Below are 20129 nucleotides of genomic sequence, written 5' to 3'. Positions count from 1 at the left end.
ATCACGCGGGATGAAGTAGAGTGAGGCTGCGGGCTGGAAGCTCCAAGACGGTGTGCACATCCGGGCTTGTCCCTGTTTCCGCAATGGCCGCTGTCGTCAATGCGCAGGCCCAGGTGCCGGAAGGTGAATCCGGCAACGTGAAGGGCACAGGCCCATCATGCGGGTTGAAGAGGATCAGGGTGTCGGACCAGACGCCATCCACGTGTTTGAGGTCTTCACGGGAAAGACGCACGCCGAGCGTCGTGCCGCCCTCGTCCTGCCAATGCTCTTCCGTCTGCTCACCACCGCCGGGATTGAGCCAGGTGACAGTCATGCCATCGCGCCAGCTTTCGCGGCGCAGCAACGGTTGAGCGGCGCGCAGCGCCGTGAGCTGCCGGACGAAACCACGCAGCTCTTCGGCACCGCCCGGCAGGTTCTCCCAGTGCACCCAGCTGATCTCGCTGTCCTGACAATAGCCGTTGTTGTTGCCCATCTGGCTGCGTCCAAATTCGTCGCCGGCAAGCAGCATCGGCGTGCCGTGTGAGAGCAACAGCGTGGCAAGCAGATTGCGCTTCTGCTGGTCGCGCACCGCGTTGATAGTGGCATCGTCGGTCGGGCCTTCCACGCCGTAATTTTCGCTGCGGTTGTCGCTATGTCCATCCTTGTTGTCTTCGCCGTTCGCCTGGTTGTGCTTCTCGTTGTAGGAAACGAGGTCGTTCAGGGTGAAGCCGTCATGGGCGGAGATGAAATTGACGCTCGCCCAGGGGCGCCGACCGCGCTGGTCGTAGATATCGCCGGAGCCCAGCAGGCGCGCTGCGAAATCGGGCGCGGTCCCGTCGGTGTCCTTCCAGTAGTCGCGCACGGTGTCGCGGTACTTGTCGTTCCATTCCGCCCAGCCCGGCGGAAAGCCGCCGACCTGATAACCGCCGGGGCCGATGTCCCATGGTTCGCCGACCAGCTTGACCTTGGAGAGCACCGGATCCTGCGACACCGCATCGAAAAAGCCGCCGCGCTGGTCGAAACCTTCCGGTTCGCGGCCAAGGATGGTGCCGAGATCGAAGCGGAAGCCATCTATATGCATTTCTTCGACCCAATACCGCAGTGAGTCTGTCACCATCTGCAGCACGCGCGGATGCGAGGTGTTCACCGTGTTTCCGGTGCCGGTATCGTTGATGTAGTAGCGGTGATCATCAGGCAGCGTGCGGTAGTAGGAGAAATTGTCGATACCCTTGAGAGACAGGGTCGGCCCGAGCTCGTTGCCTTCGGCGGTGTGGTTGTAGACCACGTCAAGGATGACCTCGATGCCGCCGTCGTGCAAAGCCCGCACCATGTCGCGGAAACCGTCCATACCGCGCGGGCCGTAGTAGCGCGTTGCGGGTGCAAAGAAACCGAGGCTGTTATAGCCCCAGAAATTGCGAAGTCCTTTTTCGGTGAGATGGCTGTCATCCGGGAAGAAATGGATCGGCAGCAGTTCGACCGAGGTGATACCGATGCTTTTCAGATAATCGACGATCGCCTCGTGACCAAGCCCCTCGAATGTGCCGCGCAGGTTTTCCGGAATGGCCGGATGCAGCTGTGTGAAGCCTTTCACATGGGTTTCATAGAAGATTGTCCTCGACCAGGGGATACTGGGGCCGCGATCGGCTTTCCAGTCATAGGCTTTCGGGTCGACGATCCGGCATTTCGGCATGCCCGGCGCGCTGTCGCTGTCACTGAAGGACAGATCCTTCTCGTCTGCATCGATATCATAGCCGAAATGCGCCTTCGACCAGGCGACGTCACCAACGAGTTCACGGGCATAGGGGTCGATCAACAGCTTGTTGGCATTGAAACGATGGCCGTTGGCTGGATCGTACGGGCCGTGAACGCGGTAACCGTAGAGCGCACCGGGCTTCAGGCCAGGAATGAAGCCGTGCCAGACTTCATTTGTGTATTCCGGCAATTCAATCCGCGCCGTCTCGATTGAGCCGCTGTCATCGAACAGGCAGAGTTCGACCCGCTCCGCATGGGCTGAAAATAACGCAAAGTTCACGCCATCTTGATCCGGAACGGCGCCCAGCTGCTGCCATTCGCCGGCTTCTATTCTGTACTGGTCCAATTTGGCATCCATTGCGGAAAATCCCTTCTTTGCAAAATCTGCTCGAGGTAATTGTGCAGCGCACTGTTTGTTCCACCCGACGGTGCTCGAATGGAAATATTGTAAGGAGTTGCTGGGCTCGGCTCCACTCTTTGCGCGAGTATCGATCCCCACCCGAGACGCCAAGTCAAGATCTTTGCCGCCACTGTCAAAAACGGCAAAATTTGTCGAAGCGCGATTGATGTGCCCATGAAACGCGCTATCTAGCTTTTGCTGACGATTGATTTCGCAGTTGGGGCTCCTCTTTCATTTCAGGATTTCATGCAACCGCCTGCATCCGACACGCGCTACCCGTTCCTGGCCGAGGGGGGCGAGATCGCGTCGCTAATCCATCATTTCGACTGGGCGAAGACATCGATCGGCCCGCTTTCGAGCTGGCCCGGAAGCCTCAAGTCCGTCGTTGCCATCATCCTGCGCGCCAAGGTGCCGATGATCCTGCTCTGGGGCGAAGATGGCGTGATGATCTACAATGAAGGCTATGCCGTGTTTGCCGGCCAGCGCCATCCGATCTCGCTCGGCTCGAATGTGCGGGAATATTGGCCGGAAGTCGCGGAATTTAACGCCAACGTTCTTAAGGTCGTGCTAGGTGGCGGCACACTTGGCTATCGCGATCAGCACCTGGTTATTGAGCGCAACGGTTCGCCGGAGGATGTCTGGCTCAATCTCGACTACAGCCCGGTGCCGGACGAAAATGGCGTGCCGGCCGGCGTGCTGGCGATCGTCAAGGACACCACCCAACGCGTCCGCACCGAACAGCGGCTGCGCATCGCCCAGGAAGCGGGCGGTATCGGAACGTTCGAATGGTATCCGCAAACCGGCATGTTGGATGTCTCCGACGAATATCGGCGAATCTGGGGCCTCGCCCCCGATGTCTTGGTAACGGACAAGCTTCTGGTCGGTCTTCTGCATCCTGACGACCGCGCCAAAACCGGTCCGGCAAAATTGAGCCAGAGCAATCCGCTCGACTATGTCGAATATCGCCGGATCGATCCCAAAACCGGAGAGGTCCGCTGGATCGCCCGGCGTGGCGAGGTCGTCTCCAGCCCGGAAAGTGGGCAAAGGCGGTTTATCGGAATCGCCTTTGATATCACTGACCGCAAGTGCGCGGAGGCTGCTGTTCGCGAAGGCGAGGCGCGCTGGCGCGGGCTGTTTGAGCAGATGCAGGAAGGCTTCTTCGTCGGCGAGGTCATCCGGGATCGCGAGGGCCTGATCAACGATTTCCGGTTTGTCGAAGTTAATCCTGCTTTCGAAAAGCACTCCGGGGTGCCGGCCGACAGCGCACTGGGGCGCAGCGTCCGCGAAGTCATCCCGACGATTTCCGATGACGTCTTCGAAGTCTACGCACAGGTCGTCAATACCGGGTTAGCCCGGATTTTCGAGGTACAGGTAGAAGCGTTAGACGGCCGCTGGTTCGAGGTCCGGGCACGCAAGGCCGGGCCGGACAGATTTGCGGCCCTGTTCGTCGATATCTCCGGCCGCAAGCTTGCGGAAAAGGCGGTCGCCGAGAGCGAGGCGCGGTTCCGCAATCTGGCACAGTCGATGCCAAACCATGTCTGGACCGCCCATCCGGATGGCCAGCTGGACTGGTTCAACGACCGGGTCTACCGTTATAGCGGCACGCCTGCGGGCACGCTCGATGGGGATGGCTGGGGAGCGATTGTTCATCCGGACGACATCAACGACGCTGCCGAAGCCTGGGCTGCGGCGCGCCTTACGGGTGACCAGTACGAAACCGGGTTCCGGCTGCGCCGTCATGATGGTGCCTATCGCTGGCACATAGCCCGTGCCGTTGCGCTGCGTGATCGCTCAGGCAAGATCGAAAAATGGATCGGCACCAATACTGATATCCAGGAGCAGAAAGTCGCCGAAGCCGCCCTTGCGGAGCTGGCCGCGACACTCGAACAGCGGGTCGAAGCGCGGACATCGGAGCTGATCCAGACGCAGGATGCCTTGCGCCAGAGCCAGAAGATGGAGTCGATCGGCAATCTGACCGGCGGCGTCGCGCACGATTTCAACAATCTCCTGCAGGTAATCAGCGGCAACCTTCAGCTACTGGTCAACGAGGTGCCGGGCAATGAGCGTGCCGAACAGCGCATCCAGAATGCCATGGCCGGGGTTGCCCGCGGATCCAAACTCGCCTCACAATTGCTGGCATTCGGCCGTCGCCAGCCGCTTGCCCCGAAGGTGGTCAATATCGGCCGTCTCGTGCGCAATCTCGATGACATTCTGCGCCGATCGCTTGGTGAGGCAATCGAGGTCGAGACGATCGTTGCCGGCGGCCTGTGGAATACCCATATCGACCCGGGCAATGTGGAGAACGCCATCCTCAATCTCGCCATCAACGCGCGCGATGCGATGAACGGCAGTGGAAAACTGACGATCGAGGCCGGCAATGCGTATCTCGATGCCAAATATACCGAGGTGTATGCCGATGTTTCACCGGGACAATATGTCTTGCTTGCAGTCACCGATATGGGAACGGGTATGTCGCCGGAAACGCTGGAGAAGGTCTTCGAGCCGTTCTTTACCACCAAGCCGGAGGGCAGGGGCACCGGGCTAGGCCTGTCGATGGTCTATGGTTTCGTCAAGCAGTCCGGCGGTCACATCAAGATCTACAGTGAACTGGGCCATGGCACGACGATCAAGATCTATCTGCCGCGCTCGACGCAATCGGAAGACCTGATTGTCGAGCGCGATGTCGGACCCATCACAGGCGGCAGCGAAACGATCCTTGTTGCAGAAGACGATGAAGCCGTGCGCGAAACCGTCGTCGCCATCCTTACCGATCTCGGATATCGGGTGTTGAAAGCCAAGGATGCGCAAAGCGCATTGACGGTTATCGAAAGCGGCGCCTCCATCGACCTGTTGTTTACAGACGTCGTCATGCCTGGAACTTTGAAAAGCCCGGAACTGGCCCGCAAGGCTCGGGAGCGGCTGCCGCACCTGAGCGTCCTGTTCACCTCCGGTTACACCGAAAACTCGATCGTCCATTCCGGACGGCTCGACGAAGGGGTCGAGCTGTTGAGCAAGCCTTATACACGCGAGGCGCTTGCCCGCCGGATACGGCATGTCCTTGCAAAGGCGTCGGTGGCTGTATTGCCTGTGGAACCGCCGGTGAAACAGGTTGAGGGGGGCCGGCAACCCGACGGAAAACAGACGATCCTAGTCTGCGAGGACGACTGGCTGATCCGTGCGAGCACGGTCGACATGCTAGAAGACCAAGGCCATACCGTGTTCGAGGCCGCCGACGCCAAGACGGCGCTCGCAGTGCTGTCCGAACGGTCCATTGATGTGCTTGTCACGGATGTCGGGCTTCCCGACATGTCGGGGGTGATGCTGGCGGAGCGCGCCAAGGCCCTGGTTTCCGGATTGCCGGTGATCTTTGCCACCGGCCATAGTGAGGTCGAAGGCGTGATGCCGGGGCCGAACGTGCAACTGGTCGTCAAACCCTTTTCCGGCGAGACGTTGGCTGCAGCCATTGCCCACGTCACGAAAGGGTAGGGCCTGCGGAGGCCCCACAACCCAAAACCGGCCGAAACGGCGCAAAATACCGTGCGTCATGTTTGGTCGCGCGGATGCAGGTGACAAAGTTCCCGGGCAATGCTCTAACTCTCTAAAATGCACGTAAGTGCATGAGGGACGGTATGAGTTGAGGGGTTCGGCGCGTGAAAAAGTCTCGTGATATCCGGCTGTTAGTGTTGCAGTTTGGATTTGTTGTGGCCTTGGCGTTCGGTGCTGTGACGGCTTTGATCCAACCTGTCCTTGCACAGGCTGCAAGTCCGCCGGCATCGGCGGACAAAGTTGATCAGCTGATCAAACTGCTGGACGATCCAGAGATTCGCGCCTTGCTCAACAAGCAGTCGGCCGCACCGGTTATCGAGCCCGATACAGACATGTCAGCCACAGCGTTCAACGCCTGGGGCGACCAAGTCCGCGATCATCTTCGTCGCATCGGAGAGGCCATTCCACTGGTTCCCTCTGAGTTTATGCGCGCAGGCACAACCATCGCATCCGATATCAACGGCCACGGTCCCTTCGGCGTTTTCGTGCTGTTTCTCGCGCTGGTGCTGATCGGATTTGGTGCTGAATGGCTTTTCCATCGCATCGCGCGTCGAAGCCGTGTTCATGCCGCCTTGGTCCATGCCGATGGTGCGCCCGAAAACCCCTTGTACGCCGCCGGCCGTCATCTGTTTGCCTTGCTGGCGCCCCTCGTCGCCTTCAGCCTCGCAAGCCTTGGCTTGTTCATGGCGCTGACATGGCCGCCGCTGCTCGACGCGCTGATGCTGCCCTTGCTTTTGGGCGTCATTGCCTGCCGCTTCGTAATCCGCATCGCCAGGCTGGTGCTGCTCGGACCTGATACAGCCAAGGGCGTTGAAGCTACAGCTGGTCTGGTGTCGGCCGATCGTGCGTCCGGGGCCTTCTGGTACAAACGCATCTTCTGGTTCGCCTGCATCCTGTTTGCCGGCTGGGCGCTCGCCGGCGTGATGGCAGCGCTGAACTTTATGCCGGCGGTGAGGGGTGTGGTCGTTTATGCGGTAGGTCTTGGACTGCTGTTGGTTGCCATCGAAACCGTATGGAACCGGCCGGCTGCGATCGTACGTCCGCATGGCCGTGGGGCGATGGAATGGGCGCTGACATTTTATCTCTGCCTGCTATGGGCGCTGTGGGTCGCCGGTCTCGTCATCGTTCTCTGGCTGGGTATCTACGCACTCATTCTGCCGGGGCTTTTGAAAGCGACCACCGCGATGGCCAGAAACGCGTTTGCAGACAAACCAGACATGCCCAGTAGCGGCAATCCTGTCATCGAGGTGCTGGTGGAACGCGGTGCTCGGGCGGTTATTATCACGCTCGCGGTTCTCTGGCTCGGCTTCATCGTCAGCAAGCGATCCTCGATGTTTACCGGTGAGGCGATGACCAATCGCCTGATTCAGGGTGTTCTGGCGGGCGCGGTTATTCTGCTTGTCGCCGACATTCTCTGGCAGATCGCCAAGGCAGTGATCAACCGCACGATGGAGCAGGCGCGGGCTTCCGCTACGGGCGATACTGCACATGCGGCGCGAAACGGACGGCTGCTCACACTGTTGCCGCTGCTGCGGACCGTGCTGGCCGTCATTATAGCCGTGATCGCGGTGCTGATGGTTCTCTCCGGTCTTGGCGTTCAGGTGGCCCCTCTGATCGCCGGTGCCGGCATCTTTGGCGTCGCAATCGGTTTTGGTTCACAGACCCTGGTCAAGGATGTGATCAGCGGTGTCTTCTACATGATGGACGATGCTTTCCGGGTCGGGGAATACATCCAGAGCGGCAGCTACAAGGGGACGGTTGAATCCTTCAGCATCCGCTCGGTGCGGCTGCGCCACCACCGTGGCCCGGTTTTCACCGTACCTTTCGGCACGCTGGGTGCGGTCCAAAACATGAGCCGCGACTGGGTGATCGATAAGTTCACGATCTCGGTCGGTTACGACACCGACATCAACAAGGTCCGCAAGATGGTCAAGGGCGTCGGTGCGGCACTTCTTGAGGATGAGGAATACGGCGCGATGATCCTGGAGACGCTCAAGATGAAGGGCGTCGAACAGTTCGGCGATTATGGCATCAACCTAAGCTTTGCGATGATGACCAAGCCAGGCTACCAGACGACGATCCGCCGGAAGGCCTATATGATGATCCGCGAGGCGTTTACCCAAAATGGCGTCGTCTTCGCCTCGCCAACGGTTCAGGTCGCCAGCAACGACCCATCGGCGGCGGCGGCGGCAGCTGCAACCGTGAAGGCGGCGATGGACCAGAAAAAGTTGGCAGAAACCGGGGAGGGTGTCTGAGGCATCTATCCGTCGTAAAGCTCTCGCAGCATCCTTAGCGTTTGTCTGAGGACAGCGGCTGGGATGCTACTCAGACGTTTGACGAGCCGTTTTCTATCGAGGGCGCGGGATTGTTCCAAGAGGATAAGCCCAATCGTGGGATCGAGTGCTGCAGCCAAACCTCACCGCGCGTCACCATGTCAGGGCAGCATCGTCTTCGTTGCCAAATTCAGGCCACTCGGGGATATCGTTCCCGGACGCAGCCAGTTTCTTGGCATCCTCGGCCCAGCCTGGCGAAGTGGATTGATCACACGCTCGATGACGATCCGCGTGGCTTCTACCTTGAGCTCGACACTGTCGCCGGCTTCGACACCAAATTCGGGAAGAAGCGGCTTGGGAATGATGTCCAAACGGCATCGTTACAACAATGTGTTAACGGACCGTAGCAAGGGTGAGTTTTCGGCTATGGAGTCAATGAGGAGGCCGGACGTCGGTCCGGCCTTCACTCTAATTAGCGCTGGCGGGCCTTGCGTGCGGCATAGCGGCGATCGCGCTCGGCCTTGCGTTCGGCTTCGTCGGCGACAACGCGGGCGATGCGCTCGCGGGCGGCTTCTTCTCGGGCCGTTGCTTCGGCTTTCGATTCCAGCTCTGCGGCTGCCGTCAGTGCTGCGGCTTCAGCGAGCTGACGCTCGTTTTCTTCCTGCTTCAGGCGGTCGCGCTCGGCGCGGCGGGCTTCGCGAGCAGCCGTATTAGCCTGCCGCTCGGCGAGCTTGGCTGCCAGTTCCGGGTCGTCAGCCTTCGGTGCCGTTGCAAACTTCTTCAAAAGCTGCTGCTTAGCTTCGGCTGCGGCTTTGCGCCGATCGGCAAAGCCATTATCGGATGCGTGTCTCAATCTTCGTCGTCCTTGTTTGCAGATCTATGGTTGGCCGGGCATGGCCGGTGAAAGAATTCGTCGCCGTGCCAGCCGACATATGTCTCGTTTCGCATTTTGCGCATTCCCAAGATAGAGTGGAAGCGGCAAAAAAATAGATAGGCCGCCGTCTTTTTCCGTCCTATTTTATTAAGACTGAATGATAACAGCCATCTGGGGGCCGCGGAAGCCGCGCCAAACCGTCAGCGTTTCGCTGATTTCTCTGATGCCGCAGCCTTGGCGGTTGCTGCAGCTTCCTTTTCCAGCCGCAATTCCCGCAGCCGCTGTGTCTTCGCATCACGCTCGGCAGCGACCGCATCGATTTCAGAAATCGTCCGGGTGCGGGCCATGAACTGGGTTTGTGTGCGGCTGAATGCCGATTCCGCGTGATCGCGGGCTTTTGTAGAATTATCGGTCACAATCATATCCTGGTGCTGTCGCACCGGCGTTTCGTCCAGATCATTCTGTCGAAGACGGTGCGCATATTGGCTGTTTAGCCAAGAAAAAAGGCCAGGCGATTTGCCTGACCTTCAATTGGATTTCACCTCATCAACGATGCCAGTACATCCGTGGTCACCGGAGAGGCTCAATCCGATTTAAGCAGCCTGAAGCTGGCAAGCGGACATTTTGCCCGACTTGTTGTCGCGTTCCATCTCGTAGCCGATCTTCTGGCCTTCGACGATTTCACGCATGCCGGCCCGCTCGACAGCGGAGATGTGGACGAAAACGTCCGGGCCGCCGTTGTCAGGCTGAATGAAGCCGAAGCCCTTTGTGGAATTGAACCATTTAACTGTGCCAGTGGTCATAACGAACCCTTTCAATAGCAACATGCATCCGTCACCGTACGACGCACGGCGATCAGTAGTCTCGATTTTTGAAGGGGGAAGTTCGTCAGAGACGCGCAAGCGCGGGCAGAAACAAATATCAGTCAAACAACTATCGATGTATGTTGATATAGATGGTCTTTTTCGTCTTGTCAACTTTTAGTTTTTCTTGCGGCTTCTGATAATCCTTTAGATTGTATTTCACTCTCGTCTTCCCGCGTTTTCGATGACCCGTCAAACCACGTTCCGGCAAGCGAGCGCGCCTCCATCGACCTTATGCTCGACGTGAAAATCCAGCACAATAAATCAGGGCTTCCTTGAACAGTGATTTTCAACTGTTCAGCAAATGAAGACAATGCGTCCAGCTCCGCGTGTCTATCGCTGCTGCCAAAAGAGGCACATCTATATCGGCGACACGAAGCCCGGCTCGGGCAGAAAGGGATCAGATCATGCTCACTCAGATCAAGGGACTGCATCACGTCACCTCGATGGCGGCTGACGCGCGTACCAACAATCAGTTTTTCACTGACACACTCGGCCTGCGCCGCGTCAAGAAGACCGTCAATTTCGATTCACCGGATGTCTATCATCTCTATTACGGCGACGAGACCGGTACTCCCGGTTCGGTGATGACCTATTTTCCGTTCCCCGATATGGGGCCGGGCCGCCCGGGAACTGGTGAAGTCGGCACCACGGTGTTCTCTGTTCCTGAAGGTTCGCTCGGTTTCTGGAGCGACCGCCTGTCCAAGCGCGGCGTTTCGGGGCTCAAGGCGGAAGAGACCTTTGGTGAAAAGCGCCTGAACTTTGCAGGTCCGGATGGCGACGGTTTTGCACTGGTGGAAGTCCGCGACGACGACCGTCCGGTCTGGACCGCCAACGGTGTGTCCGGGGATCACGCGATCCGCGGCTTCCACTCGGTTGCCATGCGCCTTCGTGACGAAGGGGCGACGGCCGAGCTTCTGAAGTATATGGGATATGAAACGCTGGAGGCCAAGGATGGCGTCACCCGGCTGATCGTTTCCGGCGGCAACGGAGCGGGTCTTATCGACCTTGAAACCATGCCGAACATCCAGCGCGGCCTGCAGGGTGCAGGCTCCGTGCACCACGTTGCCTTCTCGGTCGAGAACCGCGAAAGGCAGCTGGAAGTGCGCCAAGCCCTGATGGATACGGGCTACCATGTGACGCCGGTGATCGACCGCGACTATTTCTGGGCGATCTATTTCCGCACGCCGGGTGGCGTCCTGTTCGAGATCGCCACCAACGAACCGGGCTTCGACCGTGACGAGGAGGTGGCGCATCTCGGCGAAGCGCTGAAACTGCCACAGCAGCACAAGCACCTGCGGCCGATCCTCGAGCAGCACCTGCAAAAGCTGGAAGGCTAAGGGAGAACAGCATGACCGATTATGGCTATGTGCACCGGTTGAAGGCCGGTGCCCCCGGAAAACCGATCTTCTTTGTCTTTCATGGAACGGGTGGCGACGAGCGGCAGTTCTTCGACTTCGGTGGCGATGTCCTGCCGGATGCGACGATCGTCTCGCCACGCGGCGACGTATCCGAGCATGGCGCGGCACGCTTCTTCCGCCGCACCGGCGAGGGCGTCTACGACATGGCAGACCTTGCCCGGGCGACCGGGAAGATGGCGGCGTTCGTCAGCACGCTCGCGCAAGAACACAACGCGTCCGAAGTGATCGGCCTTGGCTTCTCCAACGGCGCCAACATTCTCGCTAACCTGCTGATCGAGACGAACCTGTTCGACAAGACGATCCTTCTGCATCCGCTCATTCCCTTCAAACCGAAGGACAATGCGTTGCTGGCGGGAAAAAAGATTCTGATCACCGCCGGCCAACGCGACCCGATCTGCCCGGCCCCGTTAACGCAGGCTCTTGCCGACTATTTTGTGGCACAGAAGGCGACCGTGGAAACGGAATGGCACACTGGCGGCCACGATATCCGGCCGAACGAGGTTGAGGCGATCAAGCGGTTTCTGGGGTGATCAGCTCCGCCCTCTTCTTCAGTAAAGGAGAGGAGGGCTCGTTCGTTGCCGAAATACGTGGGCGCTGTCATGCCTCGATGCTGAAAGCACTCTAGTTTGGCCCAACGCCAGACAACGGCGCTCGATGATTTCCGTGGTTCCAAAACGGGCGGCAATGTCAGGGATCGCCTTGCCCAGCGGATTAGGTCTTGAGGACGTTCTTTGGGTCTGCCGTTCTGTTCGATGTTGATTGTCGTCGTCATGGTATCGGTCTCCTGAGGTCTCGTTTCAATTGGGTTTGCAAACCCGCTGGTGGGCGAAGCCCCTCCTTTGGTCCGAAGGACGTGCTCACGCGTTCCTCGAAACGATGGGAGGGGGCCCAAGCCCGCTCCCGGTAGGGGGGGATCGGGTCATGGGTCGGACGGGCAGAAAAAAACGGAAGGTTCAACGCCCTGGCGGTGAAAGCCGTTTTTGCTTCACGGCCGACAGCGCCCTGGCGCGCTTGCCCATTGGCGCGAGCACCGGCCTATCGAAAGAGCGGCAATCTTAGGCACATGATGCCCATACGCTCCTGCGGATGCTCCTTGCAGACGTTAGCGCGTGGTCGCGCTCTCAATATCTCGCCAGTCGACACTTGGACGAGCCGCAAGAGATCGTTTCTCGAATCGGGAAACCAGTTCTATGGGGTTGGATGGGCCCGAACACGGCGTGACGCTTTATTCGTGAGATGCGCTGCCATCGCAGCCGCAGATCTCAACGCATCTATTCCGTTGGGCGAGTACCACGTGACACCGGCACATTAGCAAGATTGCGAACACAGCACCATATGTACACACCAAGGATGTACATATTTCAAATAATGGAGTATGGTACATCCACGTACACACAAGGATGAACGCCATGCACACAACGAAAGCCTTTAAGAACGGAAATTCCCAGGCTGTGCGTATCCCCGCCGAACTGGCGTTTGACCGGACCGATATCGAGTTGGAGATCGAGCGCGTGGGCGACGAGCTTCGCATTCGTCCGGTGCATCGCTCCCTGGCCGGCGTTCTGAATGTATTCGCCCGCTTCTCTCCGGATCTTATGCGTGACGGAAGAGAGTCCCATGAGCAAGACGAGCGGGATAAGATCTGATGGCGCGCTACATGCTCGATACGAACATGTGTATCTACCTGATGAAAAACCAGCCGGAGCAGGTCGCACGCCGCTTTGCCAGTTGTTATGTCGGAGACGTGGTCATGTCTGCCATCACCTTCGCCGAACTCGAGTATGGTGTATCCGCATCCGATGATCCCACACGGGAACTTGATAATCTCGCAGCCCTGGCCGAACTGATCATGGTAGAGCCGTTCGGGATTTCAGCAGCGCGTGCCTATGGTCCAGTTCGAATGGCGACAAGAGACCGGAAGAAAGATCATCTCGATAAACTGATCGCGTCGCATGCAATCGCCCTTAACACGGTGTTAGTGACCAACAATACGCGCGACTTCCTGGCGTATACCGGACTGAAGCTCGAAAACTGGCTGGATGCGTAACGCAGAGAAACCAATTAACCCGTCCCAGCGGCTATGCCCTGAGGGGCCGGGAAGGGGACCTGTCCGGCGTTCGTGCCGGTGCGAGTGCCAACGACCAAGGCACGATCAGCGAAAAATGAAGAGTATCGGGTCTGGGAGCTCGTCGGCTTTGATTGGCCCCTTCGTCTCGCCTTCACTGTCGCCAAACCGAAGTACATGCGGGGCATCGGCGAGAATATTGGATTCCTCCCGATTGAGCCGAAGGGTTGACCAGTCCTATTGAGCGGCAAGCGTGCGTTCGGCCTCGCCCAGCACGCGGTAGTTGCTTTCACCTTGTGCTGAACGCCGCCGGAATGGCGCACCTTGATGGCATCGATCGTGCCGGTCTGGGTGACCAGAGAATTGGACGGCCCGAGCAAACGGAATCATGCCGTAGACCAATGCGACAGAGGTATTTACCGCTCAGAGCATTCCGATGCGCTTGACACCTGAGACGATAGAGGCGCCCAGCCTGAAAACTTTGGGAACACCCTCATGCGGGGACTGTTCACGAGGTCTTGGTCATGAGACAACTTACCAGCGCGCAACTCTCTTGCCTCGCGTCGATGGAGCCGATCTTGACCTCGCTTAAGCGAGGTTTTTTTGAACGGTTGGTTCCGAAAACATCCACACAGGAGCCAGAATAGCCGCAGATCACGACACCGCGATTGCTTGTAGAATCGAGGCGAGCCAGATGACGATCGCGGCAATCGCGACCACTTTTTCTGGATTTTTGAAGAGAAACGAAACTTGCATGGCATGTGCTCCTTGAGTTGTTGGAGCCTCAATAATCCAGAATAGATTGGCTTATGGTTACCGGAGGAACAGCCATCGCTTGGATCGAGCATATCTCAAGCGACGTCGCCTCTGATGTCGAAGCGAGCCTCGTAATCGGCGGTCCAAGCATCGACCAAACCTCGATCTGGCCAACCCCTCAGTCTCGGTTAAAACGCTGCCATAAGAGGGTGGGCTAAGGCAGTCACCCACTCAGAACGTTTTTGTTTAAGCAGGGTCCGCCGTCTCAATAATGTCCATCTCAGCCGTAAAGGTCGTCCCGTCATTCCTTTGGTAGATGAACTCGCCCTGCAGCTGCGACACAACCCCCTTGATGAGACGAGAACCCATTCCAGAGTGCATGTTTTCGCGGTCGAACCCCACACCGTCGTCACTGATGACCAAGCATGCCCTGCGTTTGGACAACGCCTTCAAGGTCACGGCTATTTTTCCGCCCTGGGTATTTGGGAACGCATACTTGAGGCTATTTGTGACAACTTCGTTGGCAAGAAGCGCCAAAGGCGTGGCCGTGTCGGCCGAGACATCGATGTCCTCAATGGCATATTCGACTTCGACTGAGTTCCCGTAGGACTTGACGAGCATATCGACCACCGCAGTGAGGAGATGCTTAGCCGACACCTTTGCGTATTGATCACGACTGTAAATCTGCTCGTGGACGGCTATCATCGCGGCGATGCGGTCGAACAGGGACTTCTGCGCTTCCGAAGGCAGCTGCTGCATCCTAATGAGCGACTGCACAGACTGGAGGTTGTTTTTAACGCGGTGATGGATTTCCCGGAGTAGTAGCTGGTTTTCTTCTAAAGCCACTGAAAGGGCCGTCGAACGGGCGATGTCTCGCGATAATAGGTGCGTGATCCAGCTAGCAGCCGCGATCAGCCCGATCGCCGCGAGGCACAGCACTCCGACAGCGATCAACAAGTCGTTCCAGAAGGACCGCATGCCCGCCTGATATCCGGCGGAACTGACGGCGATGAAATCTGTCCCCTCAACCGACCGATATCCCACGGTCCGGGCGACGCCGTCAGCCGGGGAAACCGCGAAATATGATCCGGTCGGAAATTTGGGAAGATAGTCCGTGAACAGGACATAGCCGCTCATGTCGAGTGGCCCGCTTGCCAGCGGAAACCGAGCAACGAGCTGGCCATCGCGACGGATGATTCCAACTGTTGAATCGGGCCCCAAATCGGCGGACTCCAGAATGTCCGCGAAGATGTCGACCTCGAAAGAAACCATCGCCGCGCCGGCGAACGCGCCATTCCGTTCAATGCGGCGACTAAAGACGAAAATCTGCTGAGCGTTCTGACGACTGACAAGCAAAGATGAAACGTGTTTGCGCGCGCCCTTTTTAAGCTCCGCAAAATACGGCCTGTCCGTTATCGGAACTGGCTTGACCGCAGGATCGGTGGAAAGAAGCGTCGTTCCGTCCCGGTCAACGACATAAGCCTCCACCTGACCAGGAAGGTTTTCCACCGCCTCATTGATGTCCCTTACCTTAGATTTGTCCCCGACGCGGACATCCGAACCGAGCGACTCATCGATGCGCTGAAGAGCTTGCCAGGCGAGGGCGTCAATCCACTTCGCATTGGTAGCAACGATCTTGGCGGCGGCGACGGCTTGGTCCTCCGTCCGTTGCTGGGCGGAGGACCAGCTTTCGTAGAGCCATAGTCCCAGTAGCAGCAGCGACCCTACAAACATCGTCCCCATGACGGCCGTCGCGGCTTTCGACACGGTCGCCGTGTGTAGTCCCTCGAATTTCATAGTCGCCCCGTTCACCCCTTGCGATACGATCCGTCGCGCGCGCGAACACAGTAGCGAAGCTGTGACGACAGTTCCAGCGACGTGCCGAGGGCGGGAACTTAACCGTCGGCGATCACAAAAACAATCTAAGCCACGGGCGGATAGCGGACGCGGCGCTTCGACATAACAGTGCGACGACCCGACGACTGGCTTACGCCGCGCAAACGTCGATGGGCATTCCTGCGGTTGCTTGATCCCCGTGCGAGGTCACAAAAGACGCCTTCAACTCAACCACTGCTAATCATTTCCTTTACACGAAGGGCTAGCGCTTCACTCGTGAAAGGCTTCGTCAGCACCTGCATGCCACGATCAAGGTGTCCGGAGTTGAGAACGGCGTTTTCAGCATACCCGGTAATGAAGAGAACTTTGAGCTCAGGCAACGTTCCGCGCACCGCATCAGCGAGTTGGCGACCGTTCATTCCGTTTGGAAGCCCCACATCAGTCAGAAGCAGATCGATGTCCGTTCTTGTGCGAAGCACCGCCATAGCGGTTGGGCCGTCTCCGGCCTCGATTATCTCGTACCCTAGTTCCTCAAGAGTCTCGACCGCGACCATCCGGACGAGGGGTTCGTCGTCGACGACAAGGATAGTTTCTCGCCCGGTCGCGCGTGGGGCAACGGTCGTCTCCAGCGTTTCGTCGTCAACGTGTTTACCGACAAAACGCGGCAGATACAGGCTAATCGTCGTGCCTTTCCCGACCTCGGAGTGAATTTTCGCGGTGCCCCCAGACTGGCCCGCAAAGCCATAAACCATCGACAGCCCAAGTCCCGTGCCCTGACCCGTAGGCTTTGTGGTGTAGAAGGGGTCAAATGCGCGCGCGACCACGTCCTTTGTCATACCTGTCCCGGTATCGCTCACACCAAGCCAGACGTACGCCCCAGCCGACAGTCCCGGTTCCCTCGCTCCTCGTTCGTCGAGCATTCGGTTCCCTGTCTCGATAGTGAGTTGCCCGCCGTCAGGCATGGCGTCCCTTGCGTTGATGCAGAGGTTCAGGAGGGCGTTTTCGAGTTGGCCGACATCGACGAAGGTGGTCCACAGCCCGTCCATTGCCACGGTCTCGACTTGAACGGCCGGTCCGACGCTTCGGGATATCAGGTCGTGCATGCCTGAGACGATCCGATTGAGGTCAGCGGCCTTAGGATCTAGCGTTTGCCGCCTTGAGAACGCGAGAAGCCGCTGGGTCAGCCCCGCGGCTCGCTTAACAGCGGATTTTGCCCCGACCAGGTAGCGGTCAATATCGGCAATGCGTCCCTGCGTCAGCCGCGTCGTCATCAACTCGAGACTGCCGCCTATCCCTGCCAGAATATTATTGAAGTCGTGCGCGAGGCCGCCCGTGAGTTGGCCGACGGCTTCCATCTTCTGGGAGTGACGAAGAGCTTCCTGCGCGTTCAGGAGCGCCTCTGTCCGTTCTTCGACATGAGCTTCAAGGGAGGCGTTGAGCTCGGCCAGAGCCGCAGCGGTTTCACGCAGGTTGGCCTCTGATCTGACGCGCTGGATGTGCGCCCACGATCGCTCGGTCACCTCTCTGATCAATGCCAGTTCTTCGTTCGACCATACGTGCGGCACCTTGTCGTGGATTGCCATCAGCGCCGTTAGCCTGCCCTCCCTGACCAAGGGCATGCAGATCGTCGCCGCGATACCGATATCCTGAAAGGTCTTGGCCTCCTCGGGCGCAATTTCAGCGAGATTGTCGTTGATGATCAGGGGGAATCCTCGGCTGAGGTTCCAGACAGCAAGCTTACCAAAATCTGCGAGGCTATAATGACCGACGATGGACGGCGAGCCCTCCGCCGCCCAGTCGCCCCGAATTGTGAAACCGTCCTCGTCCTCGTCCATGTCAGCGTAGGCGCAGTTCGAAAGTGAAAGATGCTGACCGACCATTTTTGTCGTAATAGCGAGAATGGCGTCGGCGTCGCGACGCATTCCAGTTTCTCGCGCCAGGTCGTCGAGAAACCGCAATCGGGATTCTGATTGCCGAAGCGCGAGGTCGGCCGCTGTGCGCTCGGTGACGTCCACGCCCGACAGGAAGATGTCCGTGACGTTCCCGGAACTGTCCTTAACTGGTTGACAGGCGAAATCGACAAAGCGGTTCTGGACCGCGCCGCCCGGCATTGCCTGAACAGCAAAGAGTGCTCCGTCAGCTGAATACGGCTCGCCAGTTCTTCTGATGTCGTCCAGTATTGCGAGATAGCCCTGTTCAGCTACTTCGGGCACAGCGTCTCGCAACGACCTGCCGACAACATCCCGGTGCCTGACGAGTTCGAGATATGCCTGATTGGCGTACTGTATAACATGATCAGGCCCCGACAGCATCGCCATGAACCCCGGTGCGTTCGCGAACATCTGGCGATAGCGCTCGGTCTCGGACAGAAGCCGTTGCCGTCCCTCGACCGCTTCCGTCGTTTCCACGACAGTATCGATAATTCCGACGACTGCGCCACTCTCGTCACGGATCGGGCTGTAGCAGAACGTGAAATACGCAGCCGCCACCTGACCGTTTATCGTCGTCTGTAGAGGAAAGTCCTCATAATAGACGGCGTCACCGCCCATAGCTTTTTCAGCGATCGGCTTGAGTTCGTCCCAGATTTCGCTCCAACCGGCGCGCAAAGGCTTGCCCAACGCTTCTTCCTTGGCACCCAGCATCGGCAGGTAGCCGTCGTTATAGATCGCAATCAGATCAGGACCCCAGAACAGGCACTGCGGAAACCTGCTGGCGATCATAGCGTCGACGGTGATCCGGAGGGCGGGAGACCATTTTTCAATAGGTCCCAGCGACGTCTGGTCCCATGGAAACGCGCGCACCTTGTCAGCCATCACGCCAGTGGACGAAGGAAATGAATTCAATGGTATCGCGCCCCGATTAATTGATTGAGGATTAAATAGAGAAGCTCGAGGCAAATGGAAGAGTGGACAGTTGGGGGCAAGCACCAATGGCAATGCAGTATTTCTTGCGGGTCGCTCTAAGCATTCAACACAGATGTTCAAGTGCCGACGCCAACATGGCTATCAGTAGTGCAAGCCTGACCGAGGGGCGGCTGGAAATTTCACTGAAAACCGGGTGCCTTTATTGCCCTCCGCGTTCGCAGCGTAAAGCTGGCCGCCGAGCTGCGCTGACAACGCGCGCACCACTCTCATACCAAGACCACTCAGCGATTGCGAGACATCGAAGTCGTCGGGCAACCCTTTACCCCGATCGGAAACCGCGAGTTCCTGCATTCCTGACTGCTCTTGGTAGGAAACAGTAATCGGTTCCGCCCCGTGCTTAACGGCGTTCATCACGAGCTCGTTGACGATCAATCCGATCGGTTGAATCAACGCATGCGATATTATGCCGTTACCGCAGACCAGCTGGACCGGGGCGCTCACAATACCTGAGATGTCCGCGCAAAGTCGCCCGAGGTATTCGGATGCCAACATGTCACCAGCGACGTCCTGAGCGTATGCGTGACGGTGGACGCGGGCCACGGCAGCAACTCGGTTTGCCGCATCTTTGAGTTCGGCAACAGCTTGCGAAGCGTGCGGTAATTTCCCTTGCATGGTCAGCATCGACGAGACGAACTGCAAACTGTTCATCACTCTGTGGTCGATTTCCTTGGCGAGCATTTTCGAGGTCGCGATCGCCCGTTGTGCTGACAGTCGCAATTCAAGGTGATCCATGACGATAGATGCCATGTCTTTCAGGTCGTCAATCTGCTTCTGGTCGATGGCCCGCACTTCTTTGTCGAGGATGCACAGGGTTCCAAGGTTGTAGCCATCAAGCGTCCGCAACGGCACGGCAGCATAGAAGCGCAAGCCGAATTCTCCCGCGACGAGGGGGTTGGCGAGCGACCGAACATCCTTGGCTGCGTTTTCCAAGATATATGCATCGTCACCGAGGATTGCGGAGGCGCAAAGTCCGGGATCGCGATCGATTTGTTTGACCGGAACACCGTGGTGCGATTTGAACCAGATGCGATCGGTATCCACGATGCTCACAATAGCAATCGGCACGTCAAAGCGACGAGCCGCCATTGCGGTGACCCGGTCGAACATTCCGTCCGGAGGCGTGTCGAGGATATCGTACCGGCGCACAGCGGCCATGCGCGAAGACTCGTTGGATGGAACGATGCTCGGATCGACTTGGAATTGTACCACGCTTGAAGCTCCATTCACGCCATCCGTCGGCGAAGTCCACCAATTCGGTTCGAAGTTATTGCAATCATAACCAAACGTTCGGATTCCAAATGTGTTCCTGGCAGGTTCGCCGCAAACCACGGAAACGAACGTCGCTAATTATTGAACATCCGATCGCCGGAAGGATGGGCGGCTCGTTTTGGGCAAACAAAAGAGGCCGCTTGAAAGCGGCCTCTTTCTATTGCGCGAATG

At 58.2% G+C, this 20129-nt stretch carries 15 protein-coding genes; 6 read left to right on the top strand and 9 right to left on the bottom strand.

The annotated features are described in order from the left end of the window. Position 1: 1 nt before the first annotated feature. Positions 2-2089 (bottom strand): glycogen debranching protein GlgX, encoded by a 2088-nt coding sequence (gene glgX / locus ACP7E0_RS08125; RefSeq protein ID WP_426124174.1) that lies wholly within the window; start codon positions 2087-2089, stop codon positions 2-4. Positions 2090-2377: 288 nt separating this feature from the next. Between glgX and ACP7E0_RS08120 the strand changes: the two genes are divergently transcribed. Together ACP7E0_RS08120 and ACP7E0_RS08115 are read left to right on the top strand one after the other, a co-directional pair. After that, positions 2378-5617, top strand: coding sequence for a PAS domain S-box protein (locus ACP7E0_RS08120; RefSeq protein ID WP_426124172.1), 3240 nt, complete (start codon positions 2378-2380; stop codon positions 5615-5617). A 164-nt stretch (positions 5618-5781) separates the two neighbouring features. Beyond that, positions 5782-7932: a mechanosensitive ion channel family protein gene (locus ACP7E0_RS08115; RefSeq protein ID WP_426124171.1), complete on the top strand. Its 2151-nt coding sequence runs from the start codon at positions 5782-5784 to the stop codon at positions 7930-7932. 5 nt (positions 7933-7937) lie between these two features. Here ACP7E0_RS08115 and ACP7E0_RS08110 read toward each other — a convergent pair whose 3' ends face one another. The 5 genes from ACP7E0_RS08110 to ACP7E0_RS08090 all read right to left on the bottom strand — a co-directional run bounded on the left by ACP7E0_RS08110 (position 7938) and on the right by ACP7E0_RS08090 (position 9627). Beyond that, positions 7938-8090 carry a type II toxin-antitoxin system PemK/MazF family toxin gene (locus tag ACP7E0_RS08110; protein ID WP_426124170.1) on the bottom strand — a complete coding sequence of 51 codons (153 nt, stop codon included), beginning with the start codon at positions 8088-8090 and terminating at the stop codon, positions 7938-7940. Between the two features lie 21 nt (positions 8091-8111). Continuing rightward, positions 8112-8321 (bottom strand): AbrB/MazE/SpoVT family DNA-binding domain-containing protein, encoded by a 210-nt coding sequence (locus tag ACP7E0_RS08105; protein ID WP_426124169.1) that lies wholly within the window; start codon positions 8319-8321, stop codon positions 8112-8114. A gap of 101 nt (positions 8322-8422) precedes the next feature. Beyond that, positions 8423-8803: a DUF6481 family protein gene (locus ACP7E0_RS08100; RefSeq protein WP_426124167.1), complete on the bottom strand. Its 381-nt coding sequence runs from the start codon at positions 8801-8803 to the stop codon at positions 8423-8425. 221 nt (positions 8804-9024) lie between these two features. Next, positions 9025-9246 carry a hypothetical protein gene (locus ACP7E0_RS08095; RefSeq protein WP_426124166.1) on the bottom strand — a complete coding sequence of 74 codons (222 nt, stop codon included), beginning with the start codon at positions 9244-9246 and terminating at the stop codon, positions 9025-9027. Positions 9247-9417: 171 nt separating this feature from the next. Further along, positions 9418-9627: a cold-shock protein gene (locus ACP7E0_RS08090; RefSeq protein WP_037110252.1), complete on the bottom strand. Its 210-nt coding sequence runs from the start codon at positions 9625-9627 to the stop codon at positions 9418-9420. A gap of 467 nt (positions 9628-10094) precedes the next feature. On the opposite strand from ACP7E0_RS08090, the gene ACP7E0_RS08085 reads away from it, so the two are divergent. From ACP7E0_RS08085 to ACP7E0_RS08070, 4 genes are all read left to right on the top strand, one after another. After that, complete coding sequence (locus ACP7E0_RS08085) at positions 10095-11027, top strand: VOC family protein (protein ID WP_426124165.1); 933 nt, start codon at positions 10095-10097, stop codon at positions 11025-11027. Between the two features lie 11 nt (positions 11028-11038). After that, entirely contained in the window at positions 11039-11638 is a 600-nt protein-coding gene (locus ACP7E0_RS08080; protein ID WP_426124163.1) for an alpha/beta hydrolase, read from the top strand. An 879-nt stretch (positions 11639-12517) separates the two neighbouring features. Further along, positions 12518-12754 (top strand): type II toxin-antitoxin system VapB family antitoxin, encoded by a 237-nt coding sequence (gene vapB / locus ACP7E0_RS08075; RefSeq protein ID WP_426124161.1) that lies wholly within the window; start codon positions 12518-12520, stop codon positions 12752-12754. Continuing rightward, entirely contained in the window at positions 12754-13155 is a 402-nt protein-coding gene (locus ACP7E0_RS08070) for a type II toxin-antitoxin system VapC family toxin (RefSeq protein ID WP_426124160.1), read from the top strand. Before vapB ends, ACP7E0_RS08070 begins: the two co-directional genes overlap by 1 nt. A gap of 1020 nt (positions 13156-14175) precedes the next feature. Here the strand turns inward: ACP7E0_RS08070 and ACP7E0_RS08065 are convergent. The 3 genes from ACP7E0_RS08065 to ACP7E0_RS08055 all read right to left on the bottom strand — a co-directional run bounded on the left by ACP7E0_RS08065 (position 14176) and on the right by ACP7E0_RS08055 (position 19844). Then, entirely contained in the window at positions 14176-15726 is a 1551-nt protein-coding gene (locus ACP7E0_RS08065; RefSeq protein ID WP_426124158.1) for a sensor histidine kinase, read from the bottom strand. Between the two features lie 266 nt (positions 15727-15992). Next, on the bottom strand, positions 15993-18578 hold the full coding sequence (locus tag ACP7E0_RS08060) for an ATP-binding protein (protein WP_426124157.1): 2586 nt from the start codon (positions 18576-18578) through the stop codon (positions 15993-15995). A 192-nt stretch (positions 18579-18770) separates the two neighbouring features. Continuing rightward, positions 18771-19844 (bottom strand): sensor histidine kinase, encoded by a 1074-nt coding sequence (locus ACP7E0_RS08055; protein ID WP_426124156.1) that lies wholly within the window; start codon positions 19842-19844, stop codon positions 18771-18773. Positions 19845-20129 lie beyond the last annotated feature (285 nt).

Origin of the sequence: Pararhizobium sp. PWRC1-1 (genome assembly GCF_049897905.1) — a bacterium.
Lineage (GTDB): Bacteria > Pseudomonadota > Alphaproteobacteria > Rhizobiales > Rhizobiaceae > Pararhizobium.
Note: the sequence above shows the minus strand (reverse complement) of the source record. Positions and strands in the feature narration are given on the sequence as shown.

What these genes read in the sequence shown, in the direction of transcription:
- glgX (WP_426124174.1), bottom strand. Translation starts at nt 2,089, where the DNA reads ATGGATGCCAAATTGGACCAGTACAGAATAGAAGCCGGCGAATGGCAG.
- ACP7E0_RS08120 (WP_426124172.1), top strand. Translation starts at nt 2,378, where the DNA reads ATGCAACCGCCTGCATCCGACACGCGCTACCCGTTCCTGGCCGAGGGG.
- ACP7E0_RS08095 (WP_426124166.1), bottom strand. Translation starts at nt 9,246, where the DNA reads ATGATTGTGACCGATAATTCTACAAAAGCCCGCGATCACGCGGAATCG.
- ACP7E0_RS08090 (WP_037110252.1), bottom strand. Translation starts at nt 9,627, where the DNA reads ATGACCACTGGCACAGTTAAATGGTTCAATTCCACAAAGGGCTTCGGC.
- ACP7E0_RS08085 (WP_426124165.1), top strand. Translation starts at nt 10,095, where the DNA reads ATGCTCACTCAGATCAAGGGACTGCATCACGTCACCTCGATGGCGGCT.
- ACP7E0_RS08080 (WP_426124163.1), top strand. Translation starts at nt 11,039, where the DNA reads ATGACCGATTATGGCTATGTGCACCGGTTGAAGGCCGGTGCCCCCGGA.
- vapB (WP_426124161.1), top strand. Translation starts at nt 12,518, where the DNA reads ATGCACACAACGAAAGCCTTTAAGAACGGAAATTCCCAGGCTGTGCGT.
- ACP7E0_RS08070 (WP_426124160.1), top strand. Translation starts at nt 12,754, where the DNA reads ATGGCGCGCTACATGCTCGATACGAACATGTGTATCTACCTGATGAAA.
- ACP7E0_RS08065 (WP_426124158.1), bottom strand. Translation starts at nt 15,726, where the DNA reads ATGAAATTCGAGGGACTACACACGGCGACCGTGTCGAAAGCCGCGACG.
- ACP7E0_RS08060 (WP_426124157.1), bottom strand. Translation starts at nt 18,578, where the DNA reads ATGGCTGACAAGGTGCGCGCGTTTCCATGGGACCAGACGTCGCTGGGA.
- ACP7E0_RS08055 (WP_426124156.1), bottom strand. Translation starts at nt 19,844, where the DNA reads ATGGCCGCTGTGCGCCGGTACGATATCCTCGACACGCCTCCGGACGGA.